General features: G+C 70.5%; 22 protein-coding genes. 8 read left to right on the top strand and 14 right to left on the bottom strand.

Translation table 11 applies throughout. The annotated features are described in order from the left end of the window. Positions 1–32: 32 nt before the first annotated feature. The gene (locus ASE44_RS03845) at positions 33–416 is read left to right on the top strand and encodes a MerR family transcriptional regulator (protein WP_056780849.1); all 384 of its coding nucleotides are present in this window, start codon (positions 33–35) and stop codon (positions 414–416) included. Beyond that, positions 413–1,390, top strand: a complete 978-nt coding sequence (locus tag ASE44_RS03840) for an aldo/keto reductase (RefSeq protein WP_056777551.1) — start codon at positions 413–415, stop codon at positions 1,388–1,390. The genes ASE44_RS03845 and ASE44_RS03840 overlap by 4 nt, the downstream gene beginning before the upstream one ends. Before the next feature lie 105 nt (positions 1,391–1,495). On the opposite strand, the gene ASE44_RS03835 is transcribed toward ASE44_RS03840, so the two are convergent. The 4 genes from ASE44_RS03835 to ASE44_RS03820 all read right to left on the bottom strand — a co-directional run bounded on the left by ASE44_RS03835 (position 1,496) and on the right by ASE44_RS03820 (position 6,753). After that, the gene (locus tag ASE44_RS03835; RefSeq protein WP_056005910.1) at positions 1,496–3,637 is read right to left on the bottom strand and encodes a 3-hydroxyacyl-CoA dehydrogenase NAD-binding domain-containing protein; all 2,142 of its coding nucleotides are present in this window, start codon (positions 3,635–3,637) and stop codon (positions 1,496–1,498) included. Next, positions 3,638–4,843, bottom strand: a complete 1,206-nt coding sequence (locus ASE44_RS03830) for a thiolase family protein (RefSeq protein WP_056005907.1) — start codon at positions 4,841–4,843, stop codon at positions 3,638–3,640. It abuts the gene before it with no gap. Between the two features lie 73 nt (positions 4,844–4,916). After that, positions 4,917–6,164 carry an HRDC domain-containing protein gene (locus ASE44_RS03825; RefSeq protein ID WP_082455768.1) on the bottom strand — a complete coding sequence of 416 codons (1,248 nt, stop codon included), beginning with the start codon at positions 6,162–6,164 and terminating at the stop codon, positions 4,917–4,919. Further along, the gene (locus tag ASE44_RS03820; protein WP_056005904.1) at positions 6,157–6,753 is read right to left on the bottom strand and encodes a DUF3000 domain-containing protein; all 597 of its coding nucleotides are present in this window, start codon (positions 6,751–6,753) and stop codon (positions 6,157–6,159) included. Before ASE44_RS03820 ends, ASE44_RS03825 begins: the two co-directional genes overlap by 8 nt. Before the next feature lie 190 nt (positions 6,754–6,943). Here ASE44_RS03820 and ASE44_RS03815 point away from each other — a divergent pair, with 190 nt between their 5' ends. Further along, positions 6,944–8,038: a S9 family peptidase gene (locus tag ASE44_RS03815; protein ID WP_235522542.1), complete on the top strand. Its 1,095-nt coding sequence runs from the start codon at positions 6,944–6,946 to the stop codon at positions 8,036–8,038. A gap of 64 nt (positions 8,039–8,102) precedes the next feature. On the opposite strand, the gene ASE44_RS03810 is transcribed toward ASE44_RS03815, so the two are convergent. Both ASE44_RS03810 and ASE44_RS03805 read right to left on the bottom strand, forming a co-directional pair. Next, positions 8,103–8,537, bottom strand: coding sequence for a SufE family protein (locus ASE44_RS03810; RefSeq protein ID WP_056005898.1), 435 nt, complete (start codon positions 8,535–8,537; stop codon positions 8,103–8,105). Positions 8,538–8,637: 100 nt separating this feature from the next. Continuing rightward, the gene (locus tag ASE44_RS03805) at positions 8,638–9,540 is read right to left on the bottom strand and encodes a sulfurtransferase (protein WP_056005895.1); all 903 of its coding nucleotides are present in this window, start codon (positions 9,538–9,540) and stop codon (positions 8,638–8,640) included. Between the two features lie 164 nt (positions 9,541–9,704). On the opposite strand from ASE44_RS03805, the gene zapE reads away from it, so the two are divergent. The 3 genes from zapE to ASE44_RS03790 all read left to right on the top strand — a co-directional run bounded on the left by zapE (position 9,705) and on the right by ASE44_RS03790 (position 12,847). After that, positions 9,705–10,739: a cell division protein ZapE gene (gene zapE, locus ASE44_RS03800; RefSeq protein ID WP_056777545.1), complete on the top strand. Its 1,035-nt coding sequence runs from the start codon at positions 9,705–9,707 to the stop codon at positions 10,737–10,739. A 198-nt stretch (positions 10,740–10,937) separates the two neighbouring features. Beyond that, on the top strand, positions 10,938–12,167 hold the full coding sequence (locus ASE44_RS03795) for an ammonium transporter (protein ID WP_056777542.1): 1,230 nt from the start codon (positions 10,938–10,940) through the stop codon (positions 12,165–12,167). A 113-nt stretch (positions 12,168–12,280) separates the two neighbouring features. Continuing rightward, positions 12,281–12,847, top strand: coding sequence for a type II toxin-antitoxin system PemK/MazF family toxin (locus tag ASE44_RS03790; RefSeq protein WP_235522541.1), 567 nt, complete (start codon positions 12,281–12,283; stop codon positions 12,845–12,847). Between the two features lie 19 nt (positions 12,848–12,866). On the opposite strand, the gene ASE44_RS03785 is transcribed toward ASE44_RS03790, so the two are convergent. The 4 genes from ASE44_RS03785 to ASE44_RS03770 all read right to left on the bottom strand — a co-directional run bounded on the left by ASE44_RS03785 (position 12,867) and on the right by ASE44_RS03770 (position 19,058). Next, positions 12,867–13,208 (bottom strand): hypothetical protein, encoded by a 342-nt coding sequence (locus ASE44_RS03785; protein WP_056005882.1) that lies wholly within the window; start codon positions 13,206–13,208, stop codon positions 12,867–12,869. Between the two features lie 69 nt (positions 13,209–13,277). After that, positions 13,278–16,664, bottom strand: coding sequence for an ATP-binding protein (locus tag ASE44_RS03780; RefSeq protein ID WP_056777540.1), 3,387 nt, complete (start codon positions 16,662–16,664; stop codon positions 13,278–13,280). Then, entirely contained in the window at positions 16,661–17,509 is an 849-nt protein-coding gene (locus ASE44_RS03775; RefSeq protein ID WP_056777537.1) for a DUF4194 domain-containing protein, read from the bottom strand. The genes ASE44_RS03780 and ASE44_RS03775 overlap by 4 nt, the downstream gene beginning before the upstream one ends. A 1-nt stretch (position 17,510) precedes the next feature. Continuing rightward, the gene (locus tag ASE44_RS03770; protein WP_056777534.1) at positions 17,511–19,058 is read right to left on the bottom strand and encodes a DUF3375 domain-containing protein; all 1,548 of its coding nucleotides are present in this window, start codon (positions 19,056–19,058) and stop codon (positions 17,511–17,513) included. Between the two features lie 148 nt (positions 19,059–19,206). Here ASE44_RS03770 and ASE44_RS03765 point away from each other — a divergent pair, with 148 nt between their 5' ends. Beyond that, positions 19,207–19,959: a triacylglycerol lipase gene (locus ASE44_RS03765; RefSeq protein ID WP_235522540.1), complete on the top strand. Its 753-nt coding sequence runs from the start codon at positions 19,207–19,209 to the stop codon at positions 19,957–19,959. Beyond that, positions 19,956–20,804, top strand: coding sequence for a glycosyltransferase family 2 protein (locus ASE44_RS03760; protein WP_056005870.1), 849 nt, complete (start codon positions 19,956–19,958; stop codon positions 20,802–20,804). Before ASE44_RS03765 ends, ASE44_RS03760 begins: the two co-directional genes overlap by 4 nt. 26 nt (positions 20,805–20,830) lie before the next feature. On the opposite strand, the gene ASE44_RS03755 is transcribed toward ASE44_RS03760, so the two are convergent. Genes ASE44_RS03755 through ASE44_RS03740 form a run of 4 tightly spaced genes read right to left on the bottom strand, consistent with a single transcriptional unit; the run spans position 20,831 to position 25,015 of the window. Beyond that, positions 20,831–21,712: a glycosyltransferase family 2 protein gene (locus ASE44_RS03755; protein WP_082455762.1), complete on the bottom strand. Its 882-nt coding sequence runs from the start codon at positions 21,710–21,712 to the stop codon at positions 20,831–20,833. Continuing rightward, positions 21,709–22,743 (bottom strand): glycosyltransferase, encoded by a 1,035-nt coding sequence (locus ASE44_RS03750; protein ID WP_056777532.1) that lies wholly within the window; start codon positions 22,741–22,743, stop codon positions 21,709–21,711. Before ASE44_RS03750 ends, ASE44_RS03755 begins: the two co-directional genes overlap by 4 nt. Then, positions 22,740–23,882, bottom strand: a complete 1,143-nt coding sequence (locus tag ASE44_RS03745) for a glycosyltransferase (protein WP_056777529.1) — start codon at positions 23,880–23,882, stop codon at positions 22,740–22,742. The genes ASE44_RS03750 and ASE44_RS03745 overlap by 4 nt, the downstream gene beginning before the upstream one ends. After that, positions 23,879–25,015 (bottom strand): glycosyltransferase, encoded by a 1,137-nt coding sequence (locus tag ASE44_RS03740; protein ID WP_056777526.1) that lies wholly within the window; start codon positions 25,013–25,015, stop codon positions 23,879–23,881. The genes ASE44_RS03745 and ASE44_RS03740 overlap by 4 nt, the downstream gene beginning before the upstream one ends. Positions 25,016–25,142 lie beyond the last annotated feature (127 nt).

Genomic DNA, 25,142 nt, shown 5'->3' with positions numbered 1-25,142 from the left:
TTCGAGCGCACTCGAAGTCGTATCGTGTGGACATGACCACTCTCCACGAGGGCTACGCCATCTCCGACGTCGCTGAACGAACCGGACTGAGCGTCCACACGCTCCGGTACTACGAGCGCGCAGGGCTCATGCCACGTCCGATCGGCCGCAGCTCATCGACGCACCGCCGCTACAGCGAGGGCGACGTGTCCTGGGTCGTGTTCCTGACGAGGCTCCGATCGACGGGCATGCCGATCGCGACGCTCCGCGAGTACACGGAGTTGGCTCAGCGCGGTGACGACACCGCCGAGGCGAGGCTCGAGCTGCTGCTGCGGCATCGGATCTCGTTCCTGGCCCGCCTCGAGGAGATGCAGCAGTCGCTGGGGGTCATCGATCGCAAGATCGAACTCTACACAGAACAGGTGGCAACACGATGAAGCACATCACACTCGGCACAGCGGGACCAGACATCGCCCGGATCGGCCTCGGCTGCATGGGGATGTCCGCGTTCTACACCGGTGCCGCCCTCGACGACGCGGCGTCGACCGCGACGATCCACCGTGCCTTGGACCTCGGCGTGACCTTCTTCGACACCGCGGAGATGTACGGCCCCTACCTCAACGAGGAACTGCTCGGAGCTGCACTCGGCTCACGCCGGGACGAGGTGACCCTCGCGACCAAGTTCGGCACGATCCGCAATTCCAGTGACGGACAGTTCGGCGCCGATGGCAGCGCCGCGAACGTGCGCCTGTCGATCGAGGGATCGCTGCGCCGGCTCGGCACCGACGTCGTGGACCTCTACTACCTCCACCGCGTGGATCCGGGCGTGCCCATCGAGGAGACGGTGGGTGCACTCTCGGAGCTCGTCACCGAGGGCAAGATCCGGTACATCGGTCTGTCGGAGGCGGCTCCGGACACGATCCGGCGTGCACACGCCGTGCACCCGATCACGGCTCTGCAGACGGAGTACTCGCTCTGGAGTCGCGACCCCGAGGCGGAGATCCTGCCGACCGTCCGTGCGTTGGGCATCGGCTTCGTCCCGTACTCGCCGCTCGGTCGTGGGTTCCTCACCGGCACGATCCGATCGCTCGACGTGCTCGACGAAACCGACTTCCGTCGCGCCAACCCGCGCTTCACGGGGGACAACCTCGCTGCGAACATCGCGATCGTCGAGGAGGTCGACCGGATCGCCGCGTCGCTCGACGCGACACCGGCCCAGGTGGCGCTCGCCTGGTTGCTGGCCCAGGGTGACGACATCGCGCCGATCCCCGGCACGAAGCGGATCCCATACCTCGAGGAGAACCTCGGCGCCGACGAGCTCTCCCTGTCGGCCGACGCGCTCGCTCGACTCGACGCACTCCGTCTCCCCGCCGGTGACCGGTATCCGGACATGAGCACCGTCAACCGCTGAGCTCCGGCCGGCATCGAGCGCCGGCCTCGCGCGAGCCGCCGCCACGAGAGCGGGGTGCCGTCCACCGATGGTGGACGACACCCCGCTCTCGTGAGACCGCGCGGACTACGCCTGCACCCCGCGGATGGGCGGATGATGGAACGTGTCGCCGAAGGCACGCTCACTGGCACCCACACGGTCGAGGTACGGCGTCGCCCCACCGTCCTGGAACGGCCAGCCGGCCCCCAGGATGAGACCGAGGTCGATGTCCTGCGCCGCAGCGACCACACCCTCGTCCAACATGAGCTTGATCTCCGACGCGAGACCGTCCTCGACCCGGCGCAGGATCTCGGCTTCCGAGAGCGGCGCATCGCCCGTGACGAGCGCCTTCTGCGCCTGCTTCGTGAAGCCCGTCACCTTGCCGCCCTTGTCCTTCTCTACGACCGAGTCCAGCGCGGCCAATCGGTGCAGGTTCTCGGAGGCGAAGAAGCGATCCGGGAACTTGCCGACCATGGTGTCCTGCACGTGCGCGGCGACCTTCCAGCCGACCAGGTCGATGAGCTGGAACGGCGTCATGGGGAGGCCGATGGGTGCGAAGGCGCGTTCGACGGTCAGCACCGGGGTGCCGGCGTCGAGCGCGTGCGCCGCTTCGCCCATCACCTTCGCGAGGAGCCGGTTCACGATGAAGCCGGGCGCGTCTGCCGTGAGGATCGCACTCTTCTTCAGCTTCGCCGCGGTGGCGAAGGCCGTCGCGAGCGTCTCATCGTCGGTCTGCGGCGTCTTCACGACCTCCAGCAGCGGCATGACGGCCACCGGGTTGAAGAAGTGGAAGCCGACGAGCCGCTCCGGGTGGGCGAGCTTGGCGCCGATCTCCTCGACGGAGAGTGACGAGGTGTTCGTCGCGAGGACGGTCTGCTCCGAGACGTACTGCTCGACCTCGGCGAAGACGCTCTGCTTCACCCCGACCTCTTCGAAGACGGCCTCGATCACCCAGTCGCAGTCCGCGAAGTCGGCCTTGTCCGTGGTGCCGGACAGGAGCGCCTTCAGGCGGTTCGACTCGTCGGGGGAGATGCGACCCTTCTCGCGAAGCGTGTCGATCTCGCCGTGGATCCGGGTGACGCCGGCGTCCACGTGCCCCTGATCGAGGTCGGTGATGACGACCGGGACCTGCAGCCGCCGGAGGAACAGCAACGCGAACTGACTGGCCATGAGCCCGGCACCGATGATGCCGACCTTGGTGACCCGTCGGGCGAGCTGCTTGTCGGGCGCTCCTGCCGGGCGCTTGGCGCGCTTCTGCACGAGGTCGAACGCATACATGCTCGCCTGGAACTGGTCGCCGACGATGAGCTCGGACAGCGCCCGGTCCTCTCGCTCGAACCCCTGTGCCTTCGTGCCGCTGCGGGCGGCCTCGAGCAGGTCGAGGGCCGCGTAGGGCGACTTCGCGACGGTGCCGATCTTGCTCTCGAGCATCTTGCGGGCGGTGCTGATGGCGAGCGGCCACTTGATCGTCCGCTCGACCTTGCCCGGCACGTTCTTACGCTGCACGGTCACCGTGCCACCGAGCACCCCGTCGGCCCAGCGCAACGAGTCCTCGAGGAAGGTGGCGGCGGGGAACATGACGTCGGCGATGCCGTAGGCGAGCGCGTCCTGCGCCTTGAGCATCCGGTTGTTCTTGAGCGGGTTCGAGATGACGACGTTGAGTGCGTTCTCGATGCCGATCAGGTTCGGGAGCAGGTAGGCACCGCCCCAGCCCGGGATGAGTCCGAGGAACACCTCGGGGAGCGCGATCGCGGGCGCCGAGGCGTCGACGGTCCGGTAGTTCGCGTTGAGGCCGATCTCGAGTCCGCCACCGAGCGCGAGCCCGTTGATGAAGACGAAGGTCGGTACGCCGAGGTCCTCGAGCTTGCCGAAGACATGGTGGCCGAGCTGCGCGAGCTTCGTCGCCACCGCACGGGACGGGATGTCGCCGACCTTGCTCAGGTCGGCACCCGCCGCCAGGATGAACGGCTTGCCCGTGATGGCGAGTCCGTCGATCTCACCGGATGCGGCACGGGTCCGCTGCGTCTCGATGACCCCGTCGAGTTCGAGCAGGGTCACCGGGCCGAGGGTGTTCGGCCGGGTGTGGTCGCGTCCGTTGTCGAGAGTGATGAGCGCGATCGTGCGCCCGCTCGCCATCGTGACGTCCTTGACGTACGAGCGGGTGACGACCTCGTCGTCGCCGCTGATCGCGACGAGTTCCGAGAAGTCGATGGTCGTGTAGTCGGTCATCTACTTGCGTCCCTTCTTGCCGGTGAAGTGCGGGTTCTCCCAGATCACGGTGCCGCCCTGGCCGAGGCCGACACACATGGCGGTGAGTCCGTAGCGGACCTCGGGGTGCTCGGCGAACTGCGCGGCGAGCTGGATCATGAGCCGGACGCCGGATGCCGCGAGCGGGTGTCCGACGGCGATCGCGCCACCCCACGGGTTCACGCGCGGGTCTTCGTCGTCGATGCCGAAGTGGTCGAGGAAGGAGAGCACCTGGACGGCGAACGCCTCGTTCAGTTCGAACAGACCGATGTCGTCGATGGAGAGCCCCGCCTTGCGCAGGGCCTTCTCGGTGGACGGGACGGGGCCGATGCCCATGATCTCCGGTTCGACACCGGCGAAGGCGAAGCTGACGAGCCGCATCTTCGACGTGAGGCCCAGCTCCTTGGCCGTGTCGGCGCTCGCGAGCATGCTCACGGTCGCCCCGTCGGTCAACGGCGAGGCGTTGCCGGCGGTGACGCGGCCGTGGGGCCGGAACGGCGTCTTCAGCCCGGCGAGACCCTCCATGGTGGTCTCGGGCCGCAGCCCCTCGTCGCTCGTCGCGAGTCCCCAACCGCTGTCGCTCCGGAGTGCGACGGGGATGAGGTCCGGCTGGAGGCGTCCCGCCTCGTAGGCGGCCGCGACCTTCTGCTGGCTCCGCATGCCGAAGCGGTCGGAGCGTTCCTTCGTCAGGTGGGGGAACCGGTCGTGGATCCGTTCCGCCGTCTTACCCATGTTCAGTGCGTCCTCGCTCACGAGGCGCTCGGCGAGGAAGCGGGGGTTCGGGTCGGCGTCGAGCCCCATCGGGTGGCGGCCCATGTGCTCGACACCGCCGGCGAGGACCAGGTCGTAGGCACCGAACGCGATGCCGCTGCCCAGGGTGGTGACCGAGGTCATCGCCCCGGCGCACATGCGGTCGATCGCGAAGCCGGGGACGGACTTCGGCAGGCCCGCGAGCAGCGCAGCCGTCCGGCCGAGCGTGAGTCCCTGGTCACCCTGCTGGGTCGTGGCGGCGATGGCCACCTCGTCGATCCGGTCGAGTGGCAGACCAGGGTGACGTTCGAGCAATCCGATGATCGCCTTGACGATCAGATCGTCGGCCCTGGTGTTCCAGTACATGCCCTTTTCGCCGGCTCGTCCGAACGGTGTCCGGACTCCATCAACGAATACGACGTCGGCTTGTTCGGCCACGTTGCCTCCTCATTCTCGGGTACGCCCCGATCCTAGGCGGCGGACGCGTACCGGCGTCCTGGTGCAACGCTTCCTACGAAGCGTCCGGGTCAGGCTCCTCGAGGGATTGGGCCGACTCCACAAAGGCGTCGGTGATCGCGCGAGCGGTCGCGTCGATCTGCCAGGGCCGTGCATCGTGCTCGGAGAGGGCTGCCGCGACCGCCTCGACGGTGAGCGGCTCGGGCGGCGACCACGCCAGGCGGCGCAGCGTCTCCGGGGTGAGCAGGTTCTCGACGGGCATCGTCAGGAACTCCGCCGTCGCGAGGATGCGCGTCCGTGCCGCGGTGTACCTGGCGTGCGCCTCGGGGTTCTTGTCGGTCCAGCTGCGCGGGGGAGGGAGCGTGTCGGAGCTCGGGCGCGCTCCCGGCAGGTCCTCGGTGGTCTGGCCCGTGTGGATCGCAGTCCACCAGAGGTCGAGCTCCGTGCGGCTCGCACGGCCGCGGAAGTCGGAGAGTGCCGCGAGGTCGCGTTTCGACGCCGGGTTCGCCTTGGCTGCCGCGGTGATCGACGCATCGGGGATGAGGCGACCCGGCGCGGTGTCGCGGCGCTGCGCGAGGGCGTCGCGGGCGAGCCACAGCTCTCGGGCGACCGCGAGGTTCCGCTGCCCGCGGACGGCATGGAGTCCGGAGAGCCGACGCCACGGTTCGGCTCGGGGCGCTTTGGCCTCGCGCGCGAGCGTCGCCTCGAACTCCTGCCGGGCGATGTCGCTCTTGCCGGCCTCCTCGATCCGGGCGGCCAGTTCGTCCGCCGCGTCCACGAGGAGTTCGACGTCGAGCGCCGCGTATTCGAGCCAGGCGGCCGGCAGTGGACGGGTCGACCAGTCGGCCGCGGAGTGCTCCTTGGCCAGGTGGATACCCAGCAGCTCCTCGACCACGGCTCCGAGCCCGACCCGCGGCAGGCCGAGCAGCCGCGCACCGAGTTCGGTGTCGAAGAGTTCACTCGGATCGACGCCCACCTCGCGGAGGCAGGCGAGGTCTTGGCTCGCGGCGTGGAGGATCGACCGCTCGCCCTGGATCAGCTCGCCGAGTTCGGCCATGGAGCCGATCGCCGGCGGGTCGTAGAGGAACACACCGGCGCCGCGGCGGTAGACCTGGATGAGATAGGCACGCTGGGAGTAGCGGTACCCGGAAGCACGCTCGGCGTCGAGTGCGAACGGGCCGTTCCCGGCTGCCAGGACCTCGAGCGAGGCGAGGTAGGCCTCGCGGGTGTCGGTGACGATCCGTGGTCCGGTGGATGCGGGTGGGTCGAGCAGCGGTGCTGGTTCGGGGGCCGCGTCACTCACGGTGAGCTCGTTTGACGGACAACAGGGACACCCCTTCGGTGGTCGGAGGCAAGCCGGCGAGCATGCACAGCAGCTCTCCCCATCCTTCCACGTGCGCCGCGACGTCGCTCTCGAGCGGCGTCCACGAGGCCCGGAGCTCGATCTGTGCGCCGTCGCCCTGGCGAGCCAGTTCCCCGAAGCCGCTCGAGATGATCTTCGTCGCCGTTCCGGAGGCGGCCTGATAGGCGGCACCTCGGGTGTCCAGCGCGTCGACGAGCCAGGACCACGCGACGTCGGCGAGGAACGGGTCGAGGCCGATCTCGGTCTCCAGCGGCGCCTGCGCGAAGCAGACCACGCGGAACCGGCCACCCCAGGCCTCCGAGCCCTCCGGGTCGTAGAGGAGCACGAAGCGTCCCGTGCCGAGGTCCGAGTCCGCGTCGTGTCGACTCGGCGACACATCCGCAGCGAGGGCGATCGCGAAGGGCGCGAGGTTGCTCGGCGCGGGGATCTCCGTGACCCGCAGATCGGGTCGGACGGCAGCCGCGCGAACAGCGTCCACCGCTCGGGCGAACTCTTCGGGAACCTTTGCCGTCGTCGGACTCTCTACCACGACTGAAGACTAGAGTTACATCCCGATGAATGGGCAGAGGCACGCCGGGCGGAGACGCGGACCCGGGTCGTTGGCGGGCGGTCTTGGATCGACGATCAGCGAGGTCCGTCGACGACGTTCACCGGTCACCGACGCGGTCCTCATCGCGGGTGGGGCGACGGCCGCTGTCGGCGCCCTGGGACTTGCGATCGTGGCGACCATCGCACGGAAGGTCGTGGTGCCGGCCCGCGACCGACCGAGCGAGGCGCGCATCCTCGCGCTCGATCGAGCGGCGGGGACGCTCGAGCTGGTCGCGACCCCGGACACCGTGGTCCCCGGCCGGTACGGCAGCTGGGTCACCCGGCGAGCCGCCTACGTGCAACTGGGGGACATCGTCGAGATGCGCCCGCACACCGTCGTCCGCACGCTGCTCGGCGGAGACGTGGACGCGCTCCGGGTCGGTCAGGAGGCCGAGTTCAGCGGCTGGTTCTTCCGGCGGCCCGATGAGCTCGGACTCGCCGCGGAGGACGTGCTCGTGCCAACACCGCTCGGTCCAGCCCCGGCGTGGGCGATCCATCCGGAGGAGGGCCCGTCGACGCGCTGGGCCGTCCTCGTACACGGTCGGGGAACGACCCGGTCCGAAGCCCTGCGGGCCGTGCCCAGCTTCCGGAACGCCGGGTACTCCTGCCTGCTCGTCTCCTACCGGAACGACGGGGACGCACCGCCGGCACTCGACTTCCGGTACGCCCTCGGCGACGAGGAGTGGCGGGACGTCGACGCGGCGATCGGCTGGGTGCGCGAGCAGGGTGCCGCGGACGTGGTGCTCATGGGATGGTCCATGGGCGGCGCCATCGTGCTGCAGGCCTCACGCCGGACGACGCACCCCGAGTTGATCCGTGCCGTCGCGCTCGACTCGCCGGTCATCGACTGGGTGGACGTCCTGCAGCACCAGGCACGGGAGAACCGTATCCCGAGCGTGGTGGGGCGCGTCGCGCTGCTCGCCATCAGCCGTCGGTGGGGGAGACTCCTCACCGGGCAGGCGACGAGCATCGACCTCGCCAGGCTCGACTACGTCGCCAACGCCGCCGACCTCGCGCTTCCCATCCTCCTGATGCACAGCGACGACGACGGATACGTCCCCGCCGGACCGTCGAGGGCCCTCGCGCTCGCCCGCCCGGACATCGTGACCTTCGTCCCCTTCACCGTCGCCAGACACACGAAGCTCTGGAACTACGACCCGGAGCGCTGGACCGCGGCGGTCTCGGACTGGCTCGACGAGATCGTGCCGCTCCCTCCCGGCCACTGAACGGGCGTTCGCGCGAGCTCCGGCGACCGTCCGCCGCGCTCGACGGACGAGCGGCGGCGGTGGCTCAGGCGAACTCGCGGAGGCGACGCTTGGCGCGACCGAGGAGGGCCGACATCCCTCGCAGCCGAAGCGGGGAGACCGCGCGCGACAGCCCGATCATCTGCGGGAAGTCGTCCGGGACGGCGAGCACCTCGTCGACCGTCAAGCCCTCGAGCCCCTGGACCAGGATGCTCGCGAACCCGCGCGTCGTCGGTGCCTCCTCCGGCGCCGTGGCGAACAGGTGCACGATCCCGTCCTCGTCGACCTCGATGAAGAAGAACACGGGCGCCTGACACTCGAGCACGCGTTCCATGAGGTCCGGGTGGTCGCGGTAGCGCTCGGGCAGCGGCGGCAACTCGTCGCTGAACTCGAGCAGCAGTTGGAGCCGGGATCGTTCCTCGACGGCGAGGAATTCGTCGCGGATCTCGGCGAGGTTCGGGGCGAGGAGGGCATCGGTCATGGTTCCTCCAGTATCGCAGCCACCGGACGCGGAACCGCCCTCCGAGCCGTGGACGGGTCTCGGAGGGCGGTCAGGGAACGTGCGGTCAGTGGACGAGCACTCAGCGCGTCGGCACCTCGCCGGGCTCGGAGCCCTGCGTGATCGGCACCCGGACGGCGCTGCCCCACTCCGTCCACGAGCCGTCGTAGTTGCGGACGTCATCGAAGCCCAGGAGGTGCTGCAGCACGAACCAGGTGTGGCTCGACCGCTCGCCGATGCGGCAGTAGGCGATCACCTCGTCGCCCTCGGCCAGACCGGCTCCGTCCCGGTAGATCGCGTCGAGTTCCTCGGCCGGCCGGAACGTGCCGTCCTCGGCCACGGCCTTGCCCCACGGGACACTCTGGGCGCTCGGGATGTGCCCGGCGCGCAGCGCACCCTCCTCGGGGTAGGCGGGAGCGGTCGTCCGCTCGCCGCTGTACTCCTCGGGGGAGCGCACGTCGATGAGCGGCTTCCCGAGGTGCGCGAGCACGTCGTCCTTGTAGGCGCGGAGCTTCGAGTCGTCGCGCTCCACGACGGGGTACGTGGTCGCCTCGCGGTCGGCGACGTCGCGGGTGATCGCCCGGCCGTCCGCGATCCACTTGTCGCGCCCGCCGTCGAGCAGGCGGACGTCCTCGTGTCCGAAGAGGCTGAACACCCAGAGCGCGTACGCGGCCCACCAGTTGTTCTTGTCGCCGTAGACGACGATCGTGTCGTCGCGGGAGATCCCTCGGGAGCCGAGCAGGTCCGCGAAGGCGGCCCCGTCGATGTAGTCGCGCTCGACGGGGTCGTTGAGGTCCGTGTGCCAGTCGATCTTCACCGCACCCGGGATGTGACCGGCCTCGTACAGCAACACGTCCTCGTCGGACTCGACGACGACGAGCCCCGGTTCGCCCAGGTGCGCTTCCAGCCAATCCGCCGTGACGAGGCGCTCGGGGTGGGCGTAGGCGGCGAACTTGGTCGAGGTCGAATCGGCGTCGACGGTCATGGGTACCTCCGGTCGTGCAGCTGGCTGCGATGGGGCTCGGGTGTCGTGCATCTAGGCTGGAAGCCTGTCCCTTCGACAGTACGCCGTCCGGGCCGTCGCCCCGCACCGATCCGTCAGACGCCGTAACCCTGCACCAGACTCAGAGCCAGAGGTTTGCCGTGACCATGTCCTCCGTCCCGACCGGGAACCGCAGCCTCACGGACCGCAATCCGGCGGTCAGCGGAGCCGAGATCGTCGCCAGCCTGACGCCGCCGCGACAGTTCCATGAGGCGAGCTTCGACTCGTACCGTCCGGATCCCGACTTCCCGGGCCAGGCGGCCGCCGTCGAGCAGTTGCGTGGCTTCTTCGCCCCGCAGGCCGGCGGCGGAGGCGGCTTCTTCGGCCGACGGAAGTCCAAGGAACCGAAGGCCAAACCCGGCGTCTACCTCGACGGCGGCTTCGGCGTCGGCAAGACCCACCTGCTCGCCGCGCTCTGGCACGACGCCCCCGGGCGGAAGAAGTACTTCGGCACCTTCATCGAGTACACCGCGCTCGTCGGCGCGCTCGGGTACGCGGCGACGGTCGCCGAGCTCAGCGGTGCCACGCTCATCTGCATCGACGAGTTCGAGCTCGACGACCCGGGCGACACCATGGTGATGACCCGGCTGCTCGGCGAACTCGTGTCGACCGGCACCCGGATCGCGGCGACCTCCAACACGCCGCCGAACGCCCTCGGCGAAGGCCGATTCGCCGCAGCCGACTTCCTCCGCGAGATCCAGGCCATCAGCGCCAACTTCGAGACCCTGCGCATCGACGGGACCGACTACCGTCGCCGCAGCATCGAGGGACACGCCGTCGTGAGTTCCGACGAGCGGTTCGACGAACGCGTCGCCGACGCCGCAGCCGCCGGCCGCCACGTCACCGTCGACAGCTTCGACGAGCTCATCACCCATCTCGCGGCCGTGCACCCCTCCCGGTTCATCGGACTGCTCGAGGGGGTCGACGTCATCGCACTCCGCGAGGTGCACGTCCTCACCGACCAGGGCCAGGCGCTGCGCCTCGTCGCCTTCATCGACCGCGTGTACGACGCCCAGATCCCCCTGGTCACGACCGGGACCGCCCTGGACGAGGTCTTCGGCGGCGACATGCTGAACGGTGGCTACCGCAAGAAGTACCTGCGGGCGATGTCGCGCATGATCGCCCTCACCTCGATGGACTGACCGGTCCCACCGGGTCACGAAACACGCTGTTTACCTGGGCGGCACTCGCGTAACACATCGGAAACACGCTGACCGTCGCGCCGAAACCTCCATTCCCCAGACTGGTCGCTGTACCGAGTCGGACGGCGAGACCTGGCTCAGCCGGTCCTCACCATCTCGGTCACCCGTTGCAAGACCACGATGTGTGAGGAAGATCCAATGGATACAGGCAGTATCGCCTGGGGAGTCACGGCAACCGCTCTGGTGCTGTTCATGACCCCCGGCGTCGCATTCTTCTACGGCGGCCTCGTGAAGGCGAAGAGCGTCGTCAGCATGATGATGATGAGTTTCGGCGCACTGGGCCTCATCAGCGTGCTGTGGATCCTCTACGGCTTCAACATGTCGGCCGTCGGCAGCCCGCTCGAGTTCGCGGGCAACCCGTTCTCCGACTTCGGGATGACCGCACTCGCGAGCGGCGAGACGGCGAACACCGACCTGGTGGGAGCGACCTACGGCGCCACCTTCGCCATCATCACGATCGCGCTGATCTCCGGCGCCATCGCCGACCGTGCAAAGTTCGGCTCCTGGATGATCTTCGCCGGTCTCTTCGCGACCATCGCCTACTTCCCGATCGCCGCCTGGGTCTGGGGCGGCGGCTGGATCATGAACCTCGGCACGACGCTGTTCGGCGAGGACGCCGGCATCGGCGTCATCGACTACGCGGGCGGAACCGCGGTACACATCAACGCCGGAGCCGCCGCCCTCGCCCTCGCTCTGGTCCTCGGCAAGCGCATCGGCTTCCAGAAGGGCATCACGAAGCCGCACAACGTGCCGCTGACCCTCCTCGGTGCGGCCATCCTGTGGTTCGGCTGGTTCGGCTTCAACGCCGGTGCGGAATGGCTGAACGAGCTCGCGAACGTCGGACTCATCGTCGTCAACACCGTCGGGGCGACCGCGGCCGCCATCATCGGTTGGATCGTCGTCGAGAAGGTCAAGGACGGCAAGGCGACCTCGGTGGGCGCCGCGTCCGGTGCCGTCGCGGGCCTCGTCGCCATCACCCCGGCGTGCGCGAACCTGACTCCGGGTTGGGCGCTGCTGCTCGGCATCGTGGCCGGCGCCGTCTGCGCCATCGCCGTCGAGCTGAAGTTCAAGCTCGGCTTCGACGACTCGCTCGACGTCGTCGGCATCCACCTCGTCGGCGGCCTCATCGGGACGCTCTACCTCGGTCTCTTCGCCACCGGGACCGGCCTCTTCGTCGGCGGCGGTGTCGAGCAGCTCGCGGTCCAGGCCATCGCCGCCTTCGCCGTCCTCGTCTACTCCTTCGTCGTGGCCTTCATCATCGGCTTCGCGATCGAGAAGACGATCGGCTTCCGCGTCAAGAACGAGGACGAGATCGCCGGCGTCGACACCTCCGTGCACGGCGAGGAGGGGTACGCCCTCGTCGATTGACGCGCACTGCAGTGCACCACGGAGTGGGCGTCGTCCAGTTGGACGGCGCCCACTCCGCGTTGCAGGCCGTCGGCCAGGACCGGCGGTCAGGCGGCGGACGGTAGGGTGACGGCGTGCCAACCTTCGTCTCGATCCTCCGCCGGGTGGCGGGTGCCCTCCTCGGCCCGTCGACGAGCGCCGCCTCGAGCGCCGCTCGCACGGCTCGCGGCTCGTCCGCCCCGACCACGACGCACGCCTCCACCCCGACGACGACCGCCACACCGGGACGGACCGGTCCGACCGCGACGGTCGAAGTGGATCCGCGGGCTGTCCGCGGCGTGTCGCTCGAGTACGCACCGGTCGTCGACGGAGATCCCGACCCGGGGGAGATCGTCTGGACCTGGGTCCCCTACGAGGAGCGTGACGGGCGCGGCAAGGACCGCCCGGTCCTCATCGTGGCCCGGTCCACCGGCGGCCGGGTGCTCGCGGTGCAGTTGACGAGCAAGGACCACTCGCAGGAGGGCGACTTCGTCCCGCTCGGCTCAGGTGCTTGGGACAGTGCCGGCCGCCCGAGCTGGGCGAACCTCGACCGGGTGTTCCACGTCCACCCCGACGGGATGCGGCGAGAGGCGGCGCAGGTCCCTCGCGACCGCTTCACCCGGGTCGCCGCGGCCTTGCGTGTGCGATACGGATGGCGCTGACGACCACGAGCCGGACGCCTCAGGCGTAGCGGTCGCTCCGACGAGGTGCGGCGTCCCACGGCACCTGGCCGTGTTCCCACGGATCCTCAGCCGTGGCCGCCTTCGGCGACGGAGCCGTCCGTCGGCCGACCGGCACGGATCGCTCCGCCTCCGCGAGCGTCGCGAAGCGGCCGATCAGTCGGCGATCCGCTGAACGCGGTGCCCATGAGACGCACCGGAAGTACGCGGGCGCTCCGCTGGGGGCGAAGTACTTCACCAGCGCGGCAGGCCGGTCCGGTTCTTCGCGCATGATGATCCATTCGGCCTCGCCGATGCGGATCGGCGGGGCCGCGACACGCGATGCACCACTCGGATCCGGCATGATTCGAACATATGTTCGAATCCACCCGGAGTCAAGTCGAGTGCAGGCGGTCGCCACCCCACCCCCGGGTCACCCGATCCGTTCGAGCGGCTCGACGGGCTCGGCACGCTCGATCTCCGCCACCCAGGCGTGTCGTGTCTCCGGGTCCTTCCGGATGGACAGGAGTCGGTCCATGTATGGCTCGAGCGCCGTCACCTTGTCGAGCGGGGCACCGATCACGAGCTGGAACCCGAGACGGAGCCAGGCCACCACGGCCCGGCCGGCGAACTCCGAGTCCGCCTTGATGAAGCCTTCGTCGAGCAGGACGGGCGCGAACCTCGGCCGAGGCCGGTCCTCGTCACCGAGCTGGTAGCGGAGGGCGGCTCCGACGATGAACGCGACGAGCTCCTGGGTCTCGCCACCACTCTTGTCGCCGAGCGAGGAGTAGACGCTCACATCGCGACCGGAGGTGTCGTACCGCACGGCGGTGATCTCGACGTGTCGACGGACGTCGAGCACCTGGTCGCGGGTGGACGCCGAAGTCGACGTGGCAGCGGTGTCCCGCATCGACTCCATGAAGCGGCGCAGGCGCTGGAACCGGCCCTCCAGGGCGTCGTCGTCGAGTTCGGCGGTCACCTCGCCCGAGAGCGCCCGGAGCTCCCGTCGGAAGGCGGCGGCCTCCTCGCGGTGCACCCGGCGGAGGACGATCTTCAGCCGGTCGTGGGCGGGCCCGAACGGGAGGTCGCGCAGGATGTCGTTGACCGGGACGAGCCGGTCCTCGATCTCCTCGACCGCGCTGTCGAACGCGCTGCTGAGGGGGACCAGGTCCTCGCCGCTCCACTGGGACAACCGGCGGCGCCACTCCTGGCGGCGCTCGGGCAGGCCGGTGCCGAGGATGCCGTCGAGGATCGCGCGGTAGTCCCCGTAGGACTCGAGCGTCGTGCCGAGGTTGGGGTCGTGCCAGATCGACTGGTAGTGCTCGAACACGTGGACCTGGGCGATGGCGGCCTGTTCCGCCAGGCGGACGGCGGCGCTCAGCTCGTCACCGAGACGGGTGCGGAGCCGTTTCATCGCGTCCGCGAAGCCGCCCAGGGACGGGACGCCTCCCACGGCGGCGAGGGCGGCCTCGATGCGTTCGACGTCGTCGGTGGAGACCTCGTCGACGCCGGAACGCTCGAAGCGGTCGATCACCGTCGTCGCCGCGTCCTGCTGGTCGACGAGCGAACCGTGTTCCTCGTCCAGGCGTCGGACGCGGTCCTCGGCGGGGAACCGCTCGGCGTTCGCGGCGTCGAGTTCGCGCTGGGCGGCCGTCACCGAACCCTGCAGCTCCTGCAGGACGTCGCTGGCGTCCAGCAGGCGTTCGAGGTCCGCCGCGGCGGCATCCCGACGCGCTGCGGCTCCGTCGACATCGATCCGCGACCACTCGCTGTCGAGGCGGTAGCGGTGGGCCGCACGCTCGGCCTCCCTGCCCGCCAGGCGCCGCTGGACCGCGGCCTGGCGACCGGCGATGAGCTCGAGTCGCCCGCGGAGCTCGGCCATCTCGGACTCGATGGACGCGATCCGTGCCTCGTTCGTGAAGCCGAGGATGGGGGCCCCACCGGGATCCCCGTGTGAGCCACGACGTCCGTCGCGCAGCTGGCCGTTGGCCGTGACGCGTCGGCCACCTCCCGAGAGCTGGGACGGTGAGTCGACGCATCGGGCGTCGATGCGGTCCGACGTCACCCGCTGCTCGACCCAGGCACTGAACGGGGAGGCCTTGTACGTGATGCGGCCCGAGACGAAGGCGGGATCACCCGGCGCCGGGGCCGTGGTCGCGCCGAGCGGCACCCCCTCGAACTGCAGGCGGACCGGGATCCGCACCGCGTCGATCGCCCGCGCGAACGCGTCGAGGTGCTCCTCGTCGACCAGTACCGTCCTGGCGAGTCCGTGCAGGGTGACCTCGATCGCCGGACGCCAGGCGGCGTGCGTCGGCGCCACGTCGATGAGCTCCGCGACGAACGGCAGCTGCTCCGGATCGAGCCCGGCGGCTTCGGCAAGCGCGAGTCTCGCCCGGTGGAGCCGATCGGGGACCGCGCCGTCGCGACCACGGAGGGACTGCAGCTCGAGCCGGAGTTCGGTGTTCCGCTCCTCGAGCGGGAACGCCTCGCGGTGGAGCTCGGCGCGTTCGGCCTCGATGGCCTCGAGTGCCGCGTCGTCGTCGTCGAGGAACTCCTCGCTGCGGCTGAGCGCCGCCACGAACGAGGCCTCATCGTGGAGTGGTTCGTCGAGGGGTTCGGTCCGCTCGTCGAACAGGGCTCGTGTCCGGACGGCCTCGGCGTGGGCCGCTTCCGCCGCCTCGCGACGTTCCTCCGCCCGGCGCAGCGCACTGCCGCCCTGCTCGGACACCTGGCGTTCGAGCTCCCGCACCCGGACCCCGGCGGCGGTCGCCCGGGCTCGAGCCGCCTCGAGGGTCGCACCGGCGGCGAGTTTCTCACGGCGGTTCCGAGAGACGGCCTCGTCGAGCAATGCCTCGTGCGCACGACTGCGCCACACGGCGAAGGGCGTTTCGCCGTCTTCAGCGAAGCCGAGCCGCTCGAGTTCGGCTGCGGCCCGGTGTCCGTCCTCGTAGTCCCGTCGGAGTTCGCCGAGCCGTTCCAGGACCCGCGCCTTGCGGCTCTCGGTCTCCATGGCGAGGTATGCCTCGTCGAGCGCCTCGAAGTGGGAGAGCGCGCGATCGGCCGCCTCATAGGTGCTCGGTCGCTCCAGCACCATCGACTTGTACAGTCCGTCGACCGTCGGCAGGTGCTGCCCGGCCTGGATGCGCGCCAACAACCGCATCGCACGGCCGCCGTCACCGCCGGCTCCGATGCCGAGACGGGTGTGCAGCGTGTAGGACAGCTCCGCGTACGTGTCGCGGACGACGAACCCGGGGATCCGACCCTGGAGCTCACCGGCGTCGAACCGCTTGGGGACGAAGGCCTCGAGCTCGGTGAGGTCGAAGGGTCCGTCGACGGTCGCCATCGTCATCGACAGGTCGCCGGTGCGGAGCGCACGTCGAGGGACGAGGTACGCGCGGACGACGGTGAACCGGCGGTCGTCGTCATTGACGAAGGTGACCGCCACGGCGCCCCAGGTGAGTTGCTCCGATCCGCGGAGGTTGATGTCGCGCATGGCGCCGGTCTGGGGGTCTCTGGCCGAGTCGACCTTGCCGCGCAGGTAGGTCAGCAGGTTCCGCTGATCCGGGTTGCGCGCTCGTCCCACGGCCGCATCGTTCGACGCCCCGTTGAACGGGACGTCCGACGGCATCATGACCGCGAGGTAGGCGTCCATGAGTGAGCTCTTGCCGGTGCCGGACGCGCCGGAGATGAGCGTCGCCCGTGAGGCGAAGTCGACCGAGCGGTACCCGTCGAACCCACCCCAGTTGATGAGCTGCATGCGCTCGATGCGCCACTGCTCGACGAGGTCGAGCAGGGTGTCGGTGTCGGTGGGGCGGCTCATCGTCCGTCCTCTCCTGGTCGTGATGCGGTGTCCGATGCCACGTCGTCCGGCTCGGTGTCGTCGGGTTCGGCGTCGTCGTCTCCATCGGTGGCTGCTGCCCCCGGACCGGACGGCGTGTCCGGCTCCTGCTCGGGTTGCGGTGCATCGGCCGCGGGCGTCTGCGTCTCCAGCCACTCGAGCAGCTCCTGGAGGCGTTCGAGCGGGAGAAGCGTCTCGACGACGGAGGCGATGCGATGACGACGGGCGTCCTTGGTGCGAAGCAACACGCGGGCGGTCAGCAGCTTCTCGATCGCGCGCTCCACCCGGCCGTCGTCGCGGGCCCGGTCGGTGGCGTGCTCGGGTCGGAAGCTCGCGACGAAGCCGAGGAGTTCGTCGTGCTCGACGATGGCGGCGCGGGCGCCGTTCGCCAATTCGGTGCGCAACCGGGTGCGCAGGTAGACGAGCAGGATCGTCTCCTCACGGCTGTAGCTCGTGTCGTGGAGCAGCGTCGGGAACGGCCGCCGCCCGCTCTCGGAGCCGGCCTGGCGTTTGAAGGCGACCTCGGCGGATCGATCGACCTGGAGTTCCAAGAACAGCTCGTTCAGCCGCGAGCCGAGCAGGGCCTCCGACTCGAGGATGGTCCGCCATTCGGCCGGTTGCAGTGCCGGGCTGACGTACCGGTGCTTCAGTAGGGCGACCAGCGCGCGGCGCTGAGCGGCGTCGAGTCGACCCTCGTCGCCCTCGAAGAGCGCGAACGACTCGGCGTCCGAGGCGCGGTCCGGCGTCGCGACCGGGGCAGCGCTGAGGGCGCCGTCGGTCGCCGCCTCGGTCGATTCACGGTGGGTGGGTTCCGGTTCGATGGTCATGTCATTCCGTTCCGCGCGACGCGCGATCGCGGGTCGCCGTGGTCGAGGTCGTCGTGGCCCGGGTCAAGCCGGTGATGCCGGTCTCGCCGAGGGGGAAGGCCGGAAGGTCGAAGGCCGCCGTCGTCCCGTCGGGGCGGACCGTCTCATAGCGGCGTCGGGGACCCGCCTCGTCGTACGCGCCGAGCTGCGTCATCAGGTGGACCAGACCGAACAGTTCGACGGGGCGCCGCAGCTCGGGGTCGAGCCCGGTGAACGCCGTGTGGGCGTCCGAGGCTCCGGACGTCGCCGCCGCGAGCAACCCGGCTCGGAGCTCGTCGAGCAGGGGGCCGCCCTGCGAGCGCAAGGTGTCGAGTGACATGGACGCGACGTCCGTCCGTTCCGGCGCCGTGGTGATCGGCGGGGGAGCGGCTTCGACGTCGGGGTCGTAGAAGCGTTCACGCAGGTGTTCGACGTCGATCGCCTCGGGGAGCAACGGCACGTCCACCGTCGCGCGGGGACCAGCGGTCCGCATCCAGATGCCGAGTCGCTGGTTGAGCGCGCGCAGCGTCGTGTCGAGCTCGCGGTCCTGGACGACGTCGTGATGGACGATGTGGTCGCGGAGCGTCGCGGTGAGCCGACGCCGCTGCGCGAGGACGTCGTCGATGCCCTGACGGATGATGCCGACGGCGCCGCGGAAGCCCCGGAGCTCCGCCGGGCCGAGGCGGGAGGAGAAGGGGTGGTCGAGGATCGTCGAGAGGTCGCGTTTGAGGTCCTGCAGCAGCTCGTCGTTCCGCAGCAGCTCGAACGCGCCCTCGAACGCACGGCCCTCGGCGGTGGCCGTCATCAGTTCGTCGGTGCGCCGGAGGTAGTCGTCGAGGATCTCACCGATCGGCCGCGTGTCGTTCCGGAAGTCCTCGACGATGCGCCGGTGCATCGCGATCACGGACTCCTCGACCCGGCGGAAGTCGCTCGGCAGCTGGCGGATGAGGTCGGCGATGTTCGCGTAGCCGTCGTGCATGCGGTCGTCACTCGCTGCGACGACCGTTCCGCCGGCCGCGACACGCTCGCGCTCCGCCTGGAGTTCAGCGAGTTGCGCGTCGATGCGCCGCAGGTGCTCCTCCCGATCGGGGTCGGCCTGCAGCGCCCAGCGACGGACGGAGTCGAGGATCATCGTCAGCCGCGATTCGCTGATCAACGCCCGGTCGTGCGCCAGTCCGTCGACGAGCGACACCGCCTCCAGCGCGTGGGACGTGAGCGAATACTGCTCCTCGCCGTCGTCGGTGCTGGTCCGGACGAGCCACTGATCGTGCACCCACTCCCGGCAGAGGGTCCGCCCGCCACCGCGCTCGTCGCCGCCCGCCGGGATCCGGGCGCCACGGGCTCCGAGCTCCGCGAGATACTCCTCCACCTGCAGGTGGAAGCGATCGGCCGCGACGAACTGGACGTCCCGCCCGAAGGTGGTGCGGAAGATCGCGACGACGGCCGGCGCCGTGGGACGACTCAGCAAGCGGATGGCGGGCCGTTCCAGAGCGTTCCGGACACGGTCGAACTCGCCGTCGATCTCTCCCACTGCACTCCTCGATCGTCCGGGCACACGAACACCCCGAGGCCACTGCAGAAGCAAGATTATCAGCGCCGCGCGCCTCTCGACGGCCGACGGGGTGGAGCAGGCCCTCCTGTCAAGGTCCGAGGCCGTGCCGGGCGCCCCCGATACGGTGATGGCATGGGAACAGGTGCACGCCCCGGCCTTCGGCGGGGAGACGATTGAGGCGGACGGCGGTGCGACGGTGATCCGGTCCGCACTGCGGACGCTCGGCTGGTGGATCCGCGACTACGGCTACGCCGCCGTCTGGCAGGTGCGGGCGTTCGCCAGTCGGACGGACCCGCACGGGTTCCTCTCCGGCGACCGATCACCCGTCGTCGTCCTCCCGGGCGTCTACGAGACCTGGCGCTTCCTCGAACCGCTCATCCGCCGCCTCCACGACGACGGTCACCCGGTGCACGTGATCGACCCGCTCGGGCGCAACGACCGGACGGTCCCGGTCGCGGCCCGGCTGGTCGCCGACTACCTGGTGGCGACCGACCTCCAGGACGCGGTGCTCCTCGCACACAGCAAGGGCGGCCTCGTGGGCAAGTACGTCATGTCGCTCGGCGGAAGCGGAGACCGGATCACCGGGATGGTGGCCGTCGCCGCACCGTTCGCCGGATCGCGGTACGCGAGGCTCATGCTCCTCCCGAGTCTTCGGATCTTCGTCCCGAACGACCCGACGATCCTCGCCTTGGCCCGCGAGGCAGCCGTGAACCCGAGGATCGTGTCCGTGTACGGCCGCTTCGACCCGCACATCCCCGGAGGAAGCCGACTCGACGGCGCCAAGAACGTGCAGCTGGACACCGGCGGCCACTTCCGGATCCTCGCGCACCCTCGGGTGTTCGCCGAGGCCCGGCTCCTCGCCGACGGAGGAGACGCATGACGATCGAGAGCACCGACGTCGAGACCGTGACCGTCGACGTGGTCGTACCGGTCAAGGACGACGCCGCGCTCCTGCGCCGCTGCCTGCGCTCGCTGCGGGCGCAGGACACCCGACCGGCGTCGATCATCGTCGTCGACAACGGCAGCCGGGACCGGGACGAGGTCGCCGCGATCGCGGAGCGGTACGGAGCCGTCCTCATCGACGAGCCGGTGCCCGGCATCCCGGCCGCCAACGCCGCAGGGTTCGACCGGGCGACGGCGACCGTCGTGGCGAGACTCGACGCGGACTGCGTGCCACCGCCCGACTGGCTGACCCGCATCGCCGAGGCCTTCCAGGCGGAGCCCGAGCTCGACGCGCTCACGGGACCGGCGACCTTCATCGACGGTCCTCGCCCGCTTCGGGCGCCGCTCGCGGCCGTCTACCTCGGCGCATACCGGCTTTTCGTCGGCGCGGCCCTCGCGCAGACGCCCATTTTCGGATCCAACTGCGCGATCCGTCGGACGACCTGGGACGAGATCGCGCACGCGGTGCACCGACACGACGCCGAGCTGCACGACGACCTGGACGTGTCTGCCCATCTGGGCCTCGACCGACGCGTCCGCTACGACCGCGAGCTCGGGATGGGGATGTCGATGCGCCCGTTCAGCGATGCCGGATCGTTGGCGATCCGCCTCCGCCGTGGGTGGGCGACGTTGCGGGTGCACTGGCCGCAGGAGCTGCCGATCGTCCGATGGGCGCATCACACCACACGGTTGCATGCCGCGGTGACGGCTGCCCCGACCGGGTCGTCGGGCCGCGTCAGCACCGCTCGCTCGTCGCGACGACGACGGAGCACGCGGGGCTGACCAGCCACACGGGTGGGCGTCGACCCTTACGCGCCCGACCCCGTCGCCAGGGATCTGGTGGCCGCCGTCGACGAGCTGCTGCGCCCGGTCGGCTGAACACGGACCCAATCGCCGTCGACGTTCCGCACGGCTCCGGCCTCGGCGAACGCCTCCAGCCACCCCGTCATGGGCCACGAGCCCCATCGCGCGGCGAAGCGGGCTCCGTTCCGGAGGATGTCGTCGAGGTGCTGCCACGGCGGGCGTTGGGTCTCGTGGTATTGGTGATAGGCGTGCGCGCCGCCGACCCACACCAGCGGTGTACCGGCCTCACGGAGGGCGAACGCGAAGTCGGTGTCCTCGCCGCCGTACCCTTCGTACCCCTCGTCGAACCCGGTCGTCGCGGACCAGGTCGTGGCGCTGGTCGCGAAGGACAGCGACCAGAACAGCGGGTACTCGTCCGCCGTCGCGACACGCTCGTCGTCCGCCGGGGGATTCGGCCGGGCCGGATGGGGCGCAGTCGCGGCGGCCAGTACTCGCACATCGGAGACGTCCGTCCCCGGCTGGAGGTAGGTCACCGGCCCGCAGAGCACGGCATCGACGTGCCGGTCGGACGCCTCACGGTAGCGGGGGAGCAGTGCCGGTCCGGGGACGCAGTCCGCGTCGAGGAACACCAGGAGCTCGGCCCCGTGCTGGACCGCGAGCGCCGCACCGGCGTTCCGACCGGCGGCCAGTCGCAACCCGTCTGGTCCGGGCGGGACATGGATCACCCGCTCGGCGTCGAGGGCCGGTGGTTCATCGTGGCCGATCCAGACCACGATGCGTTCCACGACGTCCGGCGTCGTGCCGATCGATGCTCCGACGGCCTCGAGCTGACGTTCGAGGTGCTGCAGCCTCGGGCTCGAGCACATCGTGACCACGGCGATCCTCATCGGTCTCCTCCGGGCGGTGCATCGGCGGCGACGGCCTCGATGACCCCTGCCGCCCGGCGAGCCGCTCCGACCACCTGCCATCGGTCCCAATCGGGTTCGAGCGTCGCTGCGCGGTCGAGGAGGCCCGGCCACTCGGCGGGATCCGGCCAGCCGTCCGGGACGATCGCCAGGCCGGCCCGCTGGAGGGCCAGAGCCGTCGTCACCTGTTCTTCGAACGGCCGTTCCTGCGGGAGGACCACGGCCTTGGCTCCGACGGCGGCGAGGTCGGCGACGGCGTTCTGACCGGCCCAGGACACGACCACCTCGGCGCGGCAGAGCGCATCCCACGGGTCGTCGGCCCAGACGGATCCGGCACCGGCACCGAGGGACGCCCAACGACGCCCGCTTGCTTGAGCCGCGGCTTCGATCGCCTCGACGGACACCGCGGTGCCGCCGGCCCCACCGAGGAGCAGCACCCCGCTCCGACCGCCGTCGGGTCGCGGACGGTCGCGACCCTCGAACCGGCTGATCCCGCCGGTATGGACCACCTTGTCCTGGACGGCTCGGAGGTGGTCCAGGTCCAGCATTCCGGCCGGCCACGGCGCGATGATCCGCGACGCAGCGCGGAACGCCAGGGTGTGTGGTGTGTCGTCGCGTCGGCCCGGCTGCGCCATCACCACGGTCGCGACGCCGAGGAGTCGGGCGAGCAACACGACCTCGGCCGACACGTCGACCACCATCGTGTCGATGCGTCGCCGCGCGAGCGTCTCGGCGATGGTCCCGAGGCGGGCTCGGTGCCCGACGTGGCCGAGTGGCGCCCAGTGGAGCAGCCCGTCGGCGGTCGGGTCGGACTCGTCCGGCCGTGGTCCACCCTCCGGGACCTCGTCGTCGCGGTCGAGCCTCACCCACGTGCAGTGCGGCGGAAGACCGTCCGGGCGCGGTAGCGAGCTGAAACAGACGACGTCGGCGTCGAGGTGGGGGACGATGGCGAGCAGCCGCGTGACATGACCCCGACCGTGGTGGTGCACGTACCACCCGATCCGCGGCCTCACGACGTCAACTCGTCGACGCGGCCGGTGTCGAGCATGGGCGAGTCGGACAGTAGTGCCTCGAAGTGGCCCTCGAGTCGGGTCACCCGGGCCTCGAGGGAGAACCGAGCGAGGGCCGAGGCGCGAATCGTGCCCCGGAACCCGCGATCCAGTTCCGACTGGCGGATCAGTCCATCGACCCGGTCCGCCATCGCGGCCAGATCACCGGCGGCGACGACCTGCATGCCGACGCTCGCCTGGGCGATCTCCGGGACGCCACCGACGGCGAAGCTGACGACCGGCGTCCCCGTCATGAGTGCTTCCGGTGCCACGAGCCCGAACGGCTCCGCCCAGGCCGGCGTCGACACGGCTGCGGCGCTGCGGCCGACGAGTGCGGCGAGCCGGGTCGGTTCGAGGGGGCCGACGTGGCGGACGTCGCGACCGAGCAGGGGTGCCAGGACGCGCTCGGCGTAGGCCGGATCGCCGACCCGGCCGGCGATGACGAGCCGTCGTCCGAGCCGCCGCGCGACGTCGACCGCGAGGTGCGGCGCCTTCTCGGCGACGATCCGCCCGAACCAGACGAGGTCCTCCCCACCACGTCCTGCCGGCCATGCCGTCGGGTCGATGCCGTTGAGCAACACCTCGGACTCGACACCCGCGTCCGCCCAGGTCCGACGGGTGTACTCGCTCACCGACAGGAATCGGCTTCCCCTGACACCGGAACGGTTCGCCGCGGCGGCCACCGAGGCGTCGACCGGCGTGTGGAGCGTGGTGACCATCGGGACGCCCAACCGGGGCGCCAGTTCCACCGGGAGCGCGTCCAGGCAGTGGTTCGAGATGACGTCGTACCGTCCCGGTCGGGCGGAGACCGCCTCGAGCGCACGCCGGAGCGCCGGGATCGAGCGTGTCGCGTGGCTCGGCGGGTAGCGCTCGTCGTCCGGCGAGGCCCACCGCGGCCACCGCAGTTCGGGGAGCTCGAAGACGCTGCCGCGCTCGACGAAGTCGGACCCGCGGACACCGATGAACGTCACCTCGTGGCCTCTGGCCCGGAGCGCGGCCACCTCCGACCAGACGGCGGACTCGAGGCCGCCGGCGTGCGGGCGACGGATGGGGAACCGCAGCGGGGCGACGACGACGACGCGCAGTCGGCGACCGGCCGTCACGAGGCCCGCTCGGCGAGGACTCGGCGGTACACCGCGACGTGGGCGGCGACCCCGTCGGCGTCCGTGGTGGCACGGCGGGAGCGATGCTCGGCCACGGCGGCGAGGCGGCCGGGGGAACCCGGGCGGGTCGCGCCTGCAGCCTGGACGAGGTCGTCGAGGGCGCGCTCGAGGGCGACCGCGTCTCCCGGGCGGTAGGCGACGACGGTGTCGTCAGCGTGCTGCTCGGCGTACTGCCCGACGCCGTCGGGGACCGCGACGGGGACGGCGAGGTCCCAGCAGAGCTCGAGCCAGCCGGAGTGTGTGCCGTGGCGGTAGGGGAGGACGCAGACGTCGAGCCGACTGAGGGCGATGGCGAGTCCGTCGTCGTCCAGACGCTCGTGCTCGATGAGGAGGGCGGCGTCCGACGCCGCTGCGAGCCGCCGGACCGTGTCCCGGGCGTCCGGATCGCGGACGGAGTGGTGCAGGCGCACCTCGGCGACCACGGCGGCTCCCTTTGCGCGGAGTCGGCCGACGGCCTCGAGCAGCGTCGTGACGGTGCCGACCGCGTCGACGTTGGGACGGAGGTCCTTCAGGTGGACGCCGACGCGGATCTCAGCGGAGGCCAGGACGGCTGGGACACGGACCTCGTCCGAGAGCAGCGACGGGTGCCGGATGACGGTCGCGTCGCGACCCCAGCGCTCACGGATCCGGTCAGCGGCTCCCTGCGTGAGGGTCACCAGGGCGTCGGCGCCGCGGACGAGCTCGTCGAGCTGGTCGTCGTAGGCTGCCTGCTCCTCGAGCTGCGGGTGCTCGAGGTCGTGCACGGTGTACACGACCGGCCATCCCGCCTCGTGTGCAGCCGCGAGGCACGCGGTGAGGTACCCGGGTGGGAAGGATTCCGTCCCGAAGTGGATGTGGAGGAGGTCTGCCTCGGCGGCGTTCGCTCGGATCCAGGCGGGGTCGAGGGCGACCGGTGGCCACCAGACGCCGGCCGGCGCGCCGGTGACCGGGGGATCGCTCAGCACCTCGATCTCGGTCGACGCGGAGATCCGGCGGACGTAGGGGTGCGCCGCCGGTACCGACACGACCCGGATCGGGCGGGTCGAGGGTTCGGCGACTCGGGCGCCGGGATGTGGCGTCACGATCGACTGCATGGCGGAATCCCCTGTTCGACTGCGGGCGCGATGCGCACGGACATGCCGGCGTATGAACACGCCGTCATCCGACGATAGGGCCGATGATCAGACTGCCCTGGACCCTTGACGCGGCACCCCCGCTGCA

Origin of the sequence: Plantibacter sp. Leaf1 (assembly GCF_001421315.1) — a bacterium.
GTDB lineage: Bacteria > Actinomycetota > Actinomycetes > Actinomycetales > Microbacteriaceae > Plantibacter.
The sequence above is the reverse complement of the archived record's forward strand: the minus strand, read 5'-3'. Positions and strand labels throughout refer to the sequence as shown.

Excerpts from the sequence above, each read along its gene's own strand:
- ASE44_RS03845 (WP_056780849.1), top strand. The coding sequence starts at position 33 with ATGACCACTCTCCACGAGGGCTACGCCATCTCCGACGTCGCTGAACGA.
- ASE44_RS03840 (WP_056777551.1), top strand. The coding sequence starts at position 413 with ATGAAGCACATCACACTCGGCACAGCGGGACCAGACATCGCCCGGATC.
- ASE44_RS03835 (WP_056005910.1), bottom strand. The coding sequence starts at position 3,637 with ATGACCGACTACACGACCATCGACTTCTCGGAACTCGTCGCGATCAGC.
- ASE44_RS03810 (WP_056005898.1), bottom strand. The coding sequence starts at position 8,537 with ATGACCGATGCCCTCCTCGCCCCGAACCTCGCCGAGATCCGCGACGAA.
- ASE44_RS03805 (WP_056005895.1), bottom strand. The coding sequence starts at position 9,540 with ATGACCGTCGACGCCGATTCGACCTCGACCAAGTTCGCCGCCTACGCC.
- zapE (WP_056777545.1), top strand. The coding sequence starts at position 9,705 with ATGTCCTCCGTCCCGACCGGGAACCGCAGCCTCACGGACCGCAATCCG.
- ASE44_RS03795 (WP_056777542.1), top strand. The coding sequence starts at position 10,938 with ATGGATACAGGCAGTATCGCCTGGGGAGTCACGGCAACCGCTCTGGTG.
- ASE44_RS03785 (WP_056005882.1), bottom strand. The coding sequence starts at position 13,208 with ATGCCGGATCCGAGTGGTGCATCGCGTGTCGCGGCCCCGCCGATCCGC.
- ASE44_RS03780 (WP_056777540.1), bottom strand. The coding sequence starts at position 16,664 with ATGAGCCGCCCCACCGACACCGACACCCTGCTCGACCTCGTCGAGCAG.
- ASE44_RS03775 (WP_056777537.1), bottom strand. The coding sequence starts at position 17,509 with ATGACCATCGAACCGGAACCCACCCACCGTGAATCGACCGAGGCGGCG.
- ASE44_RS03765 (WP_235522540.1), top strand. The coding sequence starts at position 19,207 with ATGGCATGGGAACAGGTGCACGCCCCGGCCTTCGGCGGGGAGACGATT.
- ASE44_RS03760 (WP_056005870.1), top strand. The coding sequence starts at position 19,956 with ATGACGATCGAGAGCACCGACGTCGAGACCGTGACCGTCGACGTGGTC.
- ASE44_RS03755 (WP_082455762.1), bottom strand. The coding sequence starts at position 21,712 with ATGAGGATCGCCGTGGTCACGATGTGCTCGAGCCCGAGGCTGCAGCAC.
- ASE44_RS03740 (WP_056777526.1), bottom strand. The coding sequence starts at position 25,015 with ATGCAGTCGATCGTGACGCCACATCCCGGCGCCCGAGTCGCCGAACCC.